Annotated in this window: 11 protein-coding genes and 1 pseudogene; 6 read left to right on the top strand and 6 right to left on the bottom strand. The window is 69.6% G+C overall.

The genetic code is table 11. The features are described from left to right. Positions 1–89 precede the first annotated feature (89 nt). Positions 90–851: a hypothetical protein gene (locus ACSQ2H_RS10985; RefSeq protein ID WP_436061429.1), complete on the top strand. Its 762-nt coding sequence runs from the start codon at positions 90–92 to the stop codon at positions 849–851. Between the two features lie 39 nt (positions 852–890). Here the strand turns inward: ACSQ2H_RS10985 and ftsZ are convergent. Beyond that, positions 891–1,934: pseudogene (ftsZ, locus tag ACSQ2H_RS10980) on the bottom strand (cell division protein FtsZ); the annotation flags it as partial. 167 nt (positions 1,935–2,101) lie between these two features. Further along, positions 2,102–2,896, bottom strand: coding sequence for an acyl-ACP--UDP-N-acetylglucosamine O-acyltransferase (lpxA, locus tag ACSQ2H_RS10975; RefSeq protein WP_436061428.1), 795 nt, complete (start codon positions 2,894–2,896; stop codon positions 2,102–2,104). A 107-nt stretch (positions 2,897–3,003) separates the two neighbouring features. On the opposite strand from lpxA, the gene ACSQ2H_RS10970 reads away from it, so the two are divergent. The 3 genes from ACSQ2H_RS10970 to ACSQ2H_RS10960 are packed head-to-tail and all read left to right on the top strand — an operon-like array spanning position 3,004 to position 6,077. Beyond that, positions 3,004–3,906 carry a class I SAM-dependent methyltransferase gene (locus ACSQ2H_RS10970; RefSeq protein WP_436061427.1) on the top strand — a complete coding sequence of 301 codons (903 nt, stop codon included), beginning with the start codon at positions 3,004–3,006 and terminating at the stop codon, positions 3,904–3,906. Then, the gene (locus ACSQ2H_RS10965) at positions 3,903–4,640 is read left to right on the top strand and encodes a 16S rRNA pseudouridine(516) synthase (protein ID WP_436061426.1); all 738 of its coding nucleotides are present in this window, start codon (positions 3,903–3,905) and stop codon (positions 4,638–4,640) included. The genes ACSQ2H_RS10970 and ACSQ2H_RS10965 overlap by 4 nt, the downstream gene beginning before the upstream one ends. A gap of 18 nt (positions 4,641–4,658) precedes the next feature. Then, positions 4,659–6,077 carry a CoA transferase gene (locus ACSQ2H_RS10960; RefSeq protein ID WP_436061425.1) on the top strand — a complete coding sequence of 473 codons (1,419 nt, stop codon included), beginning with the start codon at positions 4,659–4,661 and terminating at the stop codon, positions 6,075–6,077. On the opposite strand, the gene ACSQ2H_RS10955 is transcribed toward ACSQ2H_RS10960, so the two are convergent. Next, positions 6,074–7,507, bottom strand: coding sequence for an MFS transporter (locus ACSQ2H_RS10955; protein WP_436061424.1), 1,434 nt, complete (start codon positions 7,505–7,507; stop codon positions 6,074–6,076). The genes ACSQ2H_RS10960 and ACSQ2H_RS10955 overlap by 4 nt on opposite strands. 89 nt (positions 7,508–7,596) lie before the next feature. On the opposite strand from ACSQ2H_RS10955, the gene ACSQ2H_RS10950 reads away from it, so the two are divergent. Then, entirely contained in the window at positions 7,597–7,836 is a 240-nt protein-coding gene (locus ACSQ2H_RS10950; protein ID WP_436061423.1) for a sulfurtransferase TusA family protein, read from the top strand. On the opposite strand, the gene ACSQ2H_RS10945 is transcribed toward ACSQ2H_RS10950, so the two are convergent. Continuing rightward, positions 7,802–8,710: a YihY/virulence factor BrkB family protein gene (locus ACSQ2H_RS10945; protein WP_436061422.1), complete on the bottom strand. Its 909-nt coding sequence runs from the start codon at positions 8,708–8,710 to the stop codon at positions 7,802–7,804. The two genes, ACSQ2H_RS10950 and ACSQ2H_RS10945, sit on opposite strands and share 35 nt — an antisense overlap. A 343-nt stretch (positions 8,711–9,053) precedes the next feature. On the opposite strand from ACSQ2H_RS10945, the gene ACSQ2H_RS10940 reads away from it, so the two are divergent. After that, positions 9,054–10,133 (top strand): substrate-binding domain-containing protein, encoded by a 1,080-nt coding sequence (locus tag ACSQ2H_RS10940; RefSeq protein WP_436061421.1) that lies wholly within the window; start codon positions 9,054–9,056, stop codon positions 10,131–10,133. Positions 10,134–10,203: 70 nt separating this feature from the next. Here ACSQ2H_RS10940 and ACSQ2H_RS10935 read toward each other — a convergent pair whose 3' ends face one another. Continuing rightward, positions 10,204–11,337: a CaiB/BaiF CoA transferase family protein gene (locus ACSQ2H_RS10935; protein ID WP_436061420.1), complete on the bottom strand. Its 1,134-nt coding sequence runs from the start codon at positions 11,335–11,337 to the stop codon at positions 10,204–10,206. Between the two features lie 63 nt (positions 11,338–11,400). Continuing rightward, positions 11,401–12,177: an SDR family NAD(P)-dependent oxidoreductase gene (locus tag ACSQ2H_RS10930; RefSeq protein WP_436061419.1), complete on the bottom strand. Its 777-nt coding sequence runs from the start codon at positions 12,175–12,177 to the stop codon at positions 11,401–11,403. Between the last annotated feature and the right edge of the window lie 95 nt (positions 12,178–12,272).

The raw sequence follows: 12,272 nt of genomic DNA, 5'->3' as shown, positions 1-12,272 counted from the left end.
TTTTCGCGTACCTCGTCTAGGGTTTTACCCTGACAGCAATGCGCGGCTGCATGGCCCAGTCTCCCGGAAGCTTCGCCAGGAGACGCAACATGCGCAGGATCGGGATACTCGCATTGCTGGCCGCGACGGCCGGGCTTCCCGCCGCCGCTCACGCCGAGGACGACTGGACCATCTCAGTCACGCCCTATGTCTGGATCGCGTTCCCGACCGGCGACGTGGCTCTGGCCTCCGGCCGCGGCGGTTCGCGCCCAACGGTCAATCCCGACGTCCAGGTGAACTTCGACGACATCGGCCTGTCCGGCGCGTTCACCGGCTCGGCCGACGTCCGCTACGGCAAGTTCGGGGTGCTCGGGGACCTCACCTACTACGAGGTCGAGGCCGACAAGGATATCGCCGCCGGCCCCCTGCCCGACGCCGACGGCAAGGTCACCATCTCGGGCACCAAGGGCATGATCGTCGGCTACTGGCGCGCCTACGAGACCGACCGCGCCTCGGTCGATATCCTCGGCGGCGCGCACTACCTCGGCATCGACGCCGACGTCGCGGTCAGCACCCCGAACCGCCAGATCGATTTCGGCGCTAAGGAAGATCTCTGGGACCCGGTCATCGGCGTCCGCGGCAAGACCATGATCGGCGAACATTTCGGGGTGGTCGGCCTGGCCACCGCCGGCGGCTTCGGCGTCTCGTCCGAAAGCCTCTACGAGGTCCAGGCCTACCTGAGCTACCGGTTCAGCGACCTGATCACGGCCGAGGCCGGCTACCGCTTCTACTCCACGAAGTGGGAAGGCGACCGCATCGACTACGACGCCTCGTTCAGCGGTCCGCTGATCGGCCTGACCTTTACGTTCTGAGGGCCGCCGCGATCACCAGAAGCGGCGCGGGGTCGCGCCCTGCGCCGCATCGTGGGCAGGCGCCGCCTCGGGGGCCGGCGCTGACGGCGCCGCCGCCTCGCGGCCGTTCGCCGAGTTCATGCCCGTCGCGACGACCGACACCCGCAGCTTGCCTTCCAGCGACGGATCGAAGGCCGCGCCGAAGATGATGTTGCCGTCCGGATCGACCTGGTCGGAAATCACGTTCGCCGCCTCGTCGACCTCTAGCAGCGTCATGTCGGTGCCGCCGGTGACGTTGATCAGCACCGCCTTGGCGCCGGCCAGCGAGGTCTCGTCCAGCAGCGGGTTCTGGATGGCGTTCTGCGCCGCCACCGCCGCGCGGTCCGCGCCGGTCGCCTCGCCCGTCCCCATCATCGCCGCGCCCATGCCGCCCATGACGCTGAGCACGTCGGCGAAGTCGAGGTTGATCAGGCCCGGCAGCACCATCAGGTCGGTGATCGAGCGAACGCCCGAGTGCAGCACCTGGTCGGCCATGCCGAACGCTTCGGCGAACGTCGTCTGCTCGGTGGCGACGCGGAACAGGTTCTGGTTCGGCACGATGATCGAGGTGTCGACGTACTGCTGCAGCTCCTGCAGGCCGGCCTCGGCCAGCCGCATGCGGTGACGGCCTTCGAATCGGAACGGCTTGGAGACCACGCCGACCGTCAGGATGCCGCGCTCACGGGCGCAGCGCGCCACGAACGGCGCTGCGCCCGTGCCGGTGCCGCCGCCCATACCGGCGGTGATGAACACCATGTCGGCGCCGTCCAGATAGCGGATGATGTCCTCGGCCGACTCCTCGGCGGCGCTCAGGCCGGCGTTCGGATTGGCCCCGGCCCCCAGCCCTTGCGTGACCTGCACGCCGAGCTGAATCCGTTGGCTGGCCAGCGACAGCGACAGTTGCTGGGCGTCGGTGTTGGCGACGACGAAGTCGACGCCCTCCAGCCCCTGCTCGATCATGTTGTTGACCGCGTTCACGCCGGCGCCGCCGACTCCGAACACCACGATCCGGGGCTTCAATTGGGCGGCCGCCGGGCGCGTTCCGTTCGGGGCTGACACTGACATGTTGGCAAAACTCCTCGTACGTCCCTGCCGTGGCCGCCGGCGATTCCACAACCAAGCGCGGACCAGTTCCACAGGAATGTGGTGCAATCCGGACTCGCCCCCCGGGCACGGGCCAACGAATTGGCCCATTGCGGGACAAACCGCAAGCTGAGGCGTAGCGCCGCGCTTTACGCCGCAGCCGGAAGACTTCGCCGCGGCGTGGCGATCACTCCGCGCACGCTGGCGCGCATGAAGCCGATCAGCCGCGCGACCCGTTCGTCGGCAAGGCCGGCCTCGGCCGCCGCCAGCCGTTCGGCCAGCGGCCCGTCGCCGTGGAAGATCGACCGGAAGGCGCGCTTCAGGGCCGACACCTCCGACGCCGCCAATCCGGCCCGGCGCAGGCCGACCGCGTTCAGCGAGACCAGCCGCGCACGGTCCCCCTGCACCAGGCAGTAGGGCGCGACGTCCTGGGTCACGATCGCCCCGCCGGCCACGAAGGCCAGCTCGCCGATCCGCACGTGCTGGTGGACCGCGCAGAGGCCGCTGAGCTGGGCCCGGTCGCCGATCACGACATGCCCGGCCAGCGTCGCCCCGTTGGCCATCACCACGTCATCGCCGAGCACGCAGTCATGCGCGACATGCGCGGTGGCCATGAACAGCCCGCGCGCGCCGATGACGGTGGTCGAATCTCCGCCCGCGTGGACGGTCACGAACTCCCGAAAGACGTTGCCGTCGCCGATCCGCAGACGCCCCGCCTCGGCGGCGCGGCCAGTGATCTGCGGGCTGGCCCCGATCGAGCACGAGGCCATGAAGCGGTTGTCGGCGCCGATCTCGGTGCGGCCGTCCAGCACCACGTGGGGCCCGACCACGTTGCCTGGCCCCATGCGCACATCAGGGCCGATCACCGCATAGGGACCGATCTCGCAACTGGGGTCGATCTGCGCGCCGGGCGCGACAACGGCTGTCGAATGGATGCTCGCCATGCGAAGACACCTGAACCCGTCGCAGGTCGCCGCCAACTCAACTTCGGTGTCCGATTGCGACGGGCTACAGATGACGCAACAGATTCGACGCTCCCCGGACCCAGCCATTGCCTTCAGCCGTCTACGGAAATCCGCCCTCCGACGTCATCGAGACGCCCCCTGGGGCCGCCCAGCTCTCGCCGCTGATCCCGGGCTCCACGGACATCGCGGGCCTGGCCGACGCCAGCCAGGACGAACTGGCGCTGCTCGTGCCGGGCGGCGCCATCGAGGCCCGCTATCTGCTGGCCCAGGCTCTGCGCGTGCTGCGCCCCGGCGGCGCGCTGACCGCCGCCGCGCCGAAGGACCGCGGCGGACTTCGCCTGAAGAAGACCCTCACCGCGCTCGGCTGCGAGGTCGCCGAGACCTCCCGCCGCCACCATCGGATCTGCGAGGTCGAGCGCCCGGACGTCTCTCTCGACCTCGCCGCCGCCATCGCCGACGGCGCGCCCCGCATCCTGCCCAGCGGGCTCTGGTCGCAGCCGGGCATGTTCAGCTGGGACCGTCTGGATTCCGGCAGCGACCTGCTGCTCCAGCACCTTCCAGCGCTGTCCGGCGCGGGCGCGGACTTCGGCTGCGGCGTCGGCTGGCTGTCGCGCGCAGCGCTGACCTCGCCCGCGGTCACCGCCCTGACGCTGATCGATCTCGATCGCCGCGCCGTCGAATGCGCCGAGCACAATGTCGTCGATCCGCGGGCGAAATTCGTCTGGGCCGACGTCCGGACCGCGGCCAAGGACCTGTCGAACCTCGACTTCGTGGTCATGAACCCCCCCTTCCACGACGGCGGCCAGGAAGACCGGCGCCTGGGCCAGGCCTTCATCCGCGCCGCGGCCGACAGCCTGCGGACCGGAGGCCGGCTCTGGCTGACCGCGAACCGGCACCTGCCCTACGAAGCGGCGCTGGCCGAGGCCTTCAAGGCGGTGACGCCGGTCGCCGACGGCGGCGGCTTCAAGATCTACGAGGCGCGCAAATGAGCAAGACGCCGACCATGCGGCTCGACCGGCTGCTGTCCAATCTGGGCTACGGTAGCCGCAAGGAGATGCACGGCCTCGTCGCCGCCGGCGAAGTCATCCTGGACGGCGTGGCGCTGACCGACGCCGGGGCGCGGATCGCCATCGGCGCGGATCTGCCCGAACGCATGCGGATCATGGGCAAGCCCGTCGATCCGCCGCCGCCGATGGTGGTGATGATGCACAAGCCGCTCGGCGTGGTCTGCTCGCACAAGGAGTATGGCGACCGGGTCTACGACCTCCTGCCGCCGCGTTGGCGGGTGCGCGATCCCGCCCTTTCGACCGTCGGCCGGCTCGACAAGGAGACCTCCGGCCTGCTGCTGATCACCGACAACGGCGACTTCCTGCACCGGGTGATCTCCCCGCGCCGTCATGTGAAGAAGAGCTACGTCGCGGAGTTGGACCGCCCGCTGGAAGGCCACGAGGGCGAGATCTTCGCCGCCGGGACGTTGATGCTCGAAGGCGAGGAAAAGCCTTTGCTGCCGGCGATCCTCGAGCCGCTCGGCGAACGTCAGGCCCGGCTGATCATCGAAGAGGGTCGCTATCATCAGGTCCGGCGGATGTTCGCCGCGGTCGGCAACCACGTAAACGCTCTGCACCGCGACCGGATCGGCGGGCTCGCCCTGCCCGACGACCTGGCCGCCGGCGAGTTTCGGGTCCTGCCCGCCGCCACCGCCGAACTGGTCTTCGCTGACTGACGACACGGGGGACAGCCGATGACCACGGCCGATCATGCGTTCGAACAGCTGATGCGGTTGGCGGGTCGGCCCAGGCCTGACTTCGTCCACATCGAGGATCAGCCGGCGGCCATGGCCACACGCTTCCAGGCCGAGGCTGGCGCCGCCGCAGCGCTCGCCGCTGTCGGGACGCTGGCCGCCGACCTCTGGACCCTGCGCTCGGGCCAGACGCAGCAGGTGAGCGTCTCGCCCCGCGAGGCCGGCGCATCCCTGATCAGCTTCGCCCTGCAGGTCTTCGAAGACCCCGACCGCGCGCCGCCCCAGCGCCCCGAAGACGCCGGCGGCGGCGGACGCGGCACTCCGGCGATGGGATTTTTCCCGACCAAGGACGGTCGCCACGTCTTCCTGCATCCCAGCTTCCCGGCCAGCGCCGCCAAGCTGCACCGCCTGATGGGCTCGCCGGCCGACACCGCCGCGGTCGCCGCGCAGGCGCTGAAGTGGAACGCGCTCGACCTGGAAAACGCGATCGCGGACGCCGGCGTCTGCGGCGCCATGGTCCGCGCCGCCGAGGAATGGGACGCCTCCGAGCAGGGACGCACCCTCGCCGCCCGGCCGGTCGTCGAGGTCGTGAAGATCGCCGACGGCCCGCCCATGCCCTTGCCCGGTCAAGTAGAGGCGCCGCTTTCGGGCGTCCGTGTCCTGGACCTGACCCGCGTGCTGGCCGGCCCGACCTGCGGCAAGACCTTGGCCCAACATGGCGCCGACGTCCTCTACGTCGCCTCGCCCAACCTGCCGGCCACCGAGTTCTTCATCAGCGACGTCGGCCACGGCAAGCTCTCGGCCTGGCTCGACCTGAAGGACGCGGCGCAGCTCGCCCAGTTGAAGGCGCTGGTCGCCCAGGCCGACGTGTTCAGCCAGGGCTACCGTCTGGGCGCGCTGGAGCGGCTGGGCCTTGGCCCGCTCGACCTCGCCAAGCTGCGGCCCGGGATCGTCTACACCTCGATCAACGCCTATGGCCACGAAGGCCCCTGGGCCAACCGGCCAGGCTGGGAGCAGCTGGCCCAGACGGTCACCGGCATGGCGGACATTCACGGCGGCGACGGCCCGCCCAAGCTTCAGCCGGCGGCGGTCGCCGACTACACGACAGGATTCCTCGCCGCCTTCGGGACGCTGGTCGCGCTGGAGCGGAGGGCCCGCTATGGCGGCAGCTATCTGGTCCGCGTATCGCTCGTCCAGACGGCGGCCTGGCTCCGCGGCCTGGGCCTGAAGTCCCCGGACGACCTCGCCGCCATTCAAATCGCCACACCCGCCGAGATCGACAGCTGGCGGATCGACTCGCCCTCCGGCTTCGGCGGCGTGCGCCACCTGCGGCCGCCCGTGCAGATGTCAGCGACGCCGGCGCGATGGGCGCGGCCGACGACGCCGCTGGGCACTGCGCCCGCGATCTGGCCCGCCTAGGGCACGTCGTCGATCACCGACAGAGGCGGGGCGATCTCCTCCAACGGCTTGCGCTCGGCGGCGACGCCCAGGAACAGCTCCACGACCGCTGCGCTCAACATCAGCACGCCGCCCAGCAGGTAGCCCCAGAAGATCTGGCCGCGTTCGCCGCTGTCGATCAGCGCGCCGAACAGCGCCGGTCCGCCGACCCCGCCCAGCAGCGTACCGAACGCATAGAACAGCGAGATGGTCACCGCCCGCGTCTCCAGCGGGAAGCTCTCGCCCACCGTCAGGTAGGCGGCGCTCGCTCCGGCGGACGCGAAGAAGAAGATCACCGTCCAGGCCGCCGTCTGCGTCGTGGCGGTCAGCAACCCGGCCGAGAACATCCAGCCGGTGGCGCACAGCAGCGCGCCCGCCAGCCCGTAGGTCAGCGCGATCATCGGCTTGCGCCCGACGCTGTCGAAGAAGTGGCCCAGCAGCAGCGGGCCCAGGAAGTTCCCGGCCGCGAAGGGCAGGATGAACCAGCCGATCGAGGCGGCCGGCACCTCGTAGAACTTGGTCAGGATCAGCGCGTAGGTGAAGAAGATCGCGTTGTAGCAGAAGGCCTGGGTGGCCATCAGCACCAAGCCGAGGACCGTGCGCTTCGGGTGGCGCACGACCAACGAACGGGCGATGTCGAACCACGAGGTCCGCATCGGCCGCAGTCGCAGGGTCGGCAGTTCGCTGGTCGGGCCCAGCGACCGGCCGGTGTCGCGCTCGATCCGCGCCTCGATCGCCTCGACGACCGCCAGCGCCTCCTCGGGGTGGCCGTGGGTCATCAGCCAGCGCGGGCTTTCGGGGATGTAGCGGCGGACCCAGATGACGATCAGCGCCAGCAGGCCGCCGATGATGAAGGCCAGCCGCCAGCCCCAGGCCTGGTCGACGAGGTTCGGGTCGAGCACGATCAGCGAGCCCATCGCCCCCAGGGCCGCGCCGAGCCAGAAGCTGCCGTTGATGGCCAGGTCGGTGTAGCCGCGCCGCCGCGCCGGGATCAGTTCCTGGATGGCCGAGTTCACCGCCCCGTACTCGCCGCCGATACCGGCGCCGGTCAGGAACCGGAACAACATGAACGACCAGAAGTCCCAGGCGAACCCGGTGGCGATCGTCGCCAGCAGATAGACGCCCACCGTGATCGTGAAGAGCCGCCGCCGCCCGAAGGTGTCGGTCAGACGCCCGAACACCAGCGCGCCCAGCACCGCGCCCAGGATGTAGGCGCTGCCTGACAGGCCGATCTGAGTGGTGGTGAGGCCAAGCCCTTCCGAGATCGCCGGCGACAGCGACCCCACCAGCGTCACCTCCAGCCCGTCGAGGATCCAGGTGATCCCCAACGCGGCGACCACCAGCCAGTGGAAGCGGCTCCAGGGCAGGCGGTCGAGCCGCGCAGGTACGTTGGTTGTGAAGCTGCCGGTCATGCGCCCTCCCCCCGTCGTTCGGCGTAAGTGAGCGACAACGCGACGGCGCCGCTTGGGTTCATGCCCTTCTGGCTGTATGGCCGCACAAGATGTTTACCGACGAGATCACCGTTGACGCCCGCGGCCACCGCTGCCCGGTGCCGACCCTGCGGCTGCGGCGCGCACTGGAAGACGCCCGGCCGGGCGTGAAGGTACGGCTGCTGGCCGATGATCCGCTGGCCAGGATTGACGTCCCGCACTTCGCAAACGGCGCGGGCTTCGTCGTCGTCGAGACCGACGAGCGTGACGGCGTGCTCAGTTTTCTCGTGGCGCGGCCAGATCCGGCGTAGCGGCCTCGCAGGCGACGCGCCGCTCGCGCTCGCGCAGCACGGCCTCGATCTCGGTCGCGAAGGCGCCGCCGAAGAATACCGCGTTGACGCTCCACGACAGCCAGATCAGGAACACCACGACCGCCGCGACCGAGCCGTAGGTCGCGCCCAGGTGCGCCACCTGCTCGACATAGAAGGCGCTGGCCCACGACACCATCAGGCAGAGGATCGCCGCCGAAACCCCGCCGAGGATCGACGGCAGCCACGCGACCGGCCGGCTGGACATCGCGAACCGGTAGATCAGCGTCATCGCGAAGGTCAGGCCGAAACTGGCCCAGGTCCATTCGCTGTAGAGCCAGGGCACCCCGGCCATCGGCTTGAGTCCGAAGGCGGCGGCGATGAAGCGGAAGTAGAAGAAAATGGCCGAGAAGAAGGCCAGCATCGCGAACGCGGCGAACAGCACGGCCAGCGCCAGCAGGTTGAAGCTGAGAAAACCCCGCGGCGCTTCTTCGTCGTGGATGAATGACAATCCGGCCAGCAGCGCCTTGAAGCCGCGGTGCGCCGCGTAGCCGCCGACCACCAGCGCCACCCCGCTCTGCGCCGACACCGAGTGGAACGGAGTCTGCGCCAGGCGCTCAAGTTCGGCCTGGAAGATCGCCTGCGCGCCAGACGGCATCAGCCGGGCCAGGGCCTCGGCCTGGTGCGCCACCTCGTTCGGATCGGCCAGCAGACTGTAGAGCCCGATGCCGATCGCCAGCGCCGGGAACACCGCGAGCATGATGAAGAACGAGACCCCGCCCGTGTAGAGCATGACGTCCCGCCCCCAGAGACGGCGGAGCGCGCGCCCCATGATCAGGACCGCCAGACGCAGCCAATGCGAGGGATCCCAGTCCATCTCCCGCACGCGCAGGATTCGTTGCCTAAGCGACATGGCGCGGAAGGTGCTGAAGCTCGCCTCGCGGCGCAAGCGATGATCTTCCCACGCCGAACGGCGCGCCGGCCCTTGCTGGGGGACCGACGCGCCGCCGATGGGCGTGTCATGCCATCGGGCCGGTCGCCGTATCGAGGGACGGGAGTGACGACGACCGACCGTGGCCAAGGATGGGCTGCGCGGCCTGAACCCCCGCTGAACGCAGTTCGTAGAACCTGTTCAGCTCGAACGCGTTCGTCATCCAACCTTCACAGAACCGTCAAACAACAATGTTAGCGCCTCTGCCGTACCGGAGCGGAGCCAGATCATGAAGACTTTCGCCTATCTCGCCGTCGCCGCCGTCGCGCTCAGCGCGTGCGGCCAGCAAGCCCCTAAGGGCGGAGCCGAAAAGGCCGCGGGGCCCAGCGCCAGCGGCCGCGATCAAGTGTGGGCCGCGGGTTCCTCGACCGTGTTCCCGTTCGCGACCCGCGTCGCCGAGAACGTCGCCAAGACCACGGGCGGACGCCCGGCCAAGGTCGAAAGCCTCGGCACCGGCGGCGGCTTCAAGCTGTTCTGCAGCGGCACCGGCGCGGGCTTCCCCGACATCGCCAATGCCTCGCGCCCGATCAAGAAGTCGGAGTTCGAGCAGTGCGCCGCCAACGGCGTCACCGACATCGTCGAGATCAAGATCGGCTTTGACGGCATCGTGATCGCCAACGCCAAGGGCGGCCCTGTCTACAACTTCAAGATCGAGCAGGTCTATCGCGGTCTGGCCGCCGAGCTGCCGCAGGGCGACGGCTTCGCCAAGAACACCGCCAAGTCCTGGAAGGACGTCGACGCCGGCCTGCCGGCCCAGTCGATCCTGGTCTACGGTCCGCCGCCGACCTCGGGCACCCGCGACGCCTTCGTCGAACTGGGCCTGGAAAAGGGCGCCCGCAAGCTGCCCGCCCTCGAAGCCCTGCGCGAGAAGGACGAAGACGCCTTCAAGGCCAAGGCTCACACGATCCGCTCGGACGGCGCGTGGGTCGACGCCGGCGAGAACGACAACGCCATCGTCCAGACCCTGACCAAGACCCCGAACGCCATCGGCGTGTTCGGCTACTCGTTCCTCGAGAACAACCTCGACACGGTGAAGGCCGCGACGGTCGACGGCATCGCCCCGACCTTCGAAACCATCTCGAACGGCACCTATCCGGTGTCGCGCTCGCTCTACATCTACGTGAAGAAGGCCAATGTCGGCGTCATTCCGGGCCTGCGCGAATACGTCAACGCGTTCGTCTCTGACGCCGCGACCGGCAAGGGCGGCTATCTGCAGCAGCGCGGCCTGATCCCGCTGCCGGCCGACGAGCACGCGGCTCAGAAGGCCTCGGTGACCGAGCTGAAGACCATCAGCGCGCCGGAAAAATAAGCTTCGCCCCAGGCGTGGCGAACGAGGCCCCGAAGCGCGAGCTTCGGGGCCTTTCTGTTATCTGGCCATGTTATCCGGCGAGCGCGCCGGCCGCCTTCAGCTCGTCGATCGCCGCGGCCGAGAAGCCCCAGTCGCCCAGCGCCTCGCGGTCGTGGGCCCCGATGGCCGGCGGCGGGCCCTGGATCTCGCCGGGCGTGGCCGAGAAGCGCGGCGCCGGCGCCGGCTGCACCACCCCGCCCAGTTCCACGAAGGTCTGCCGCGCGACGTTGTGCGGGTGCTTGGGCGCCGCATCGAGGTCGAGCACCGGCGCGAAGCAGACGTCGGTGGCGTCCATGATCTCGCACCATTCGGCCTGGGTCTTCTGAGCGATCACGTGGGCCAGCTTGTCGCGCAGGTCGTTCCACGCGCCGCGGTCCATCTGGGCGGCGAAGGCCGGGTCGTTGATCCCGGTCTTCTCCAGCAGCAGCGCGTAGAACTGCGGCTCGATCGAACCGATCGAGATCCACTTGCCGTCGGCGCACTGGTAGGTGTCGTAGAAGTGCGCGCCGCCGTCGAGCAGGTTGGCCCGCCGCTCTTCCTTCCACATGCCGCTGGCCTTGAAGCCGTAGAACATCGACATCAACGAGGCCGCGCCGTCGCTCATCGCGCAGTCGATGACCTGGCCCTCGCCGGTCGCCCGCGCGTTCAGCACCCCGGCCAGCAGACCGAAGGCCAGGTAGAGCGCCCCGCCCCCGAAGTCGCCGACCAGGTTCAGCGGCGGGATCGGCTTGTCGTTGGTGCCGATCGCGTGCAGCGCCCCGGTGATGGCGATGTAGTTCATGTCGTGGCCGGCGGCGTTGGCGTAGGGCCCGGTCTGTCCCCAGCCGGTCATGCGGCCGTAGACCAGCTTAGGATTGCGCTTCAGGGCGACGTCGGGGCCCAGGCCCAGGCGCTCCATGACGCCCGGCCGGAAGCCTTCGAACACCGCGTCCGCGCTCTCCATCAGCTTCAGGCAGGTCTCGATCGCCGCCGGGTTCTTGAGGTCGAGCCCGATCGAACGGCGGCCGCGGCTGGTGATGTCGGCCGGCGACGAGCGCCCCTGCCCCTTGCGGTCGATCCGCACGACGTCGGCGCCGAGGTCGGACAGCAGCATGCCGCAGAACGGACCCGGGCCGATTCCGGCGAACTCGATGACCTTCAGCCCTGAAAGCGGTCCCTTACCCATGCGACGTCTCCCTGTTTCGTTGGGCCAAACCTAGCGGCCATGACGCGCCGTCAGCCAACCGCCTCAGCCGCCGCCCGGCAGCGACTGGCCGTCGTCGACGGTGATCACTGTGCCGGTGATGGCCCGCGCCGCCGGGCCGCTCAGCATCAGCAGCGAGGCGTCCAGGTCCCCCGCCTCCATCAGCCGCCGACGCGGGAAGGCCTTCATCTGCTTCAGCCCGCCCTCAGTCTTGAACCAGTCGGAATTGATGTCGGTCTCGATGTAGCCGGGGCAGATGGCGTTGACCGCGACGCCCTTGCGCGCCCACTCGCGGGCCAGGCTACGGGTCAGCATCGCCACCGACGCCTTCGAGGCGCAGTAGGCCGACAGGCCCGGCAGCACCGTGTGCGAGGCGATCGAGGCGATGTTGACGATGCGCGCCTCGCCCCGCTCGGCGACGCCCGAGGCGATCATCCGCTTGGCCGCCTGCTGGGCGGCGAAGAACACGCCACGGACGTTGACGTCGAAGGTCCGGTCCCAGTCTTCGATCGACAGATCCAGCGCCAAGCCTTCGCCGCCGACCCCGGCGTTGTTGACCAGGATCGAGATCGGCCCCAGCGCCGCCTCGACCTCGTCGAAGGCCGGCCCGATCGCCGCGGCGTCGGCGACATCCAGCTTCAGCGCCATCGCCTGGCCGCCGTCGCCGGCGATCGCGCCGGCGTGGCTCTCGACCAGGTCCAGCCGGCGCGCCGTCAGCGCCACAGAGGCTCCGGCCTGCGCCAGCACCCGCGCGAAATGCGCGCCCAGCCCGCCCGACGCGCCGGTGATCACGGCCACGCGGCCCTTCAGCGTCTGCTCCATCCTGTCTCTCCTCCACAGGCTTGCGACTCGGCGTCGCTGTGCCATTCGCCTTGCGGCTGTATAGTTGTTGCGCACGTCGATTCCCGCCCAGCCTG

The sequence above is a fragment of the Phenylobacterium sp. LjRoot97 genome (assembly GCF_964254345.1).
Classification (GTDB): Bacteria; Pseudomonadota; Alphaproteobacteria; order Caulobacterales; family Caulobacteraceae; genus Phenylobacterium.
This window is presented reverse-complemented; position numbering and strand designations above follow the sequence as displayed.

What these genes read in the sequence shown, in the direction of transcription:
- ACSQ2H_RS10955 (WP_436061424.1), bottom strand. Translation starts at nt 7,507, where the DNA reads ATGACCGGCAGCTTCACAACCAACGTACCTGCGCGGCTCGACCGCCTG.
- ACSQ2H_RS10950 (WP_436061423.1), top strand. Translation starts at nt 7,597, where the DNA reads ATGTTTACCGACGAGATCACCGTTGACGCCCGCGGCCACCGCTGCCCG.
- ACSQ2H_RS10945 (WP_436061422.1), bottom strand. Translation starts at nt 8,710, where the DNA reads ATGGACTGGGATCCCTCGCATTGGCTGCGTCTGGCGGTCCTGATCATG.
- ACSQ2H_RS10985 (WP_436061429.1), top strand. Translation starts at nt 90, where the DNA reads ATGCGCAGGATCGGGATACTCGCATTGCTGGCCGCGACGGCCGGGCTT.
- ACSQ2H_RS10940 (WP_436061421.1), top strand. Translation starts at nt 9,054, where the DNA reads ATGAAGACTTTCGCCTATCTCGCCGTCGCCGCCGTCGCGCTCAGCGCG.
- ACSQ2H_RS10960 (WP_436061425.1), top strand. Translation starts at nt 4,659, where the DNA reads ATGACCACGGCCGATCATGCGTTCGAACAGCTGATGCGGTTGGCGGGT.
- ACSQ2H_RS10930 (WP_436061419.1), bottom strand. Translation starts at nt 12,177, where the DNA reads ATGGAGCAGACGCTGAAGGGCCGCGTGGCCGTGATCACCGGCGCGTCG.
- lpxA (WP_436061428.1), bottom strand. Translation starts at nt 2,896, where the DNA reads ATGGCGAGCATCCATTCGACAGCCGTTGTCGCGCCCGGCGCGCAGATC.
- ACSQ2H_RS10965 (WP_436061426.1), top strand. Translation starts at nt 3,903, where the DNA reads ATGAGCAAGACGCCGACCATGCGGCTCGACCGGCTGCTGTCCAATCTG.
- ACSQ2H_RS10935 (WP_436061420.1), bottom strand. Translation starts at nt 11,337, where the DNA reads ATGGGTAAGGGACCGCTTTCAGGGCTGAAGGTCATCGAGTTCGCCGGA.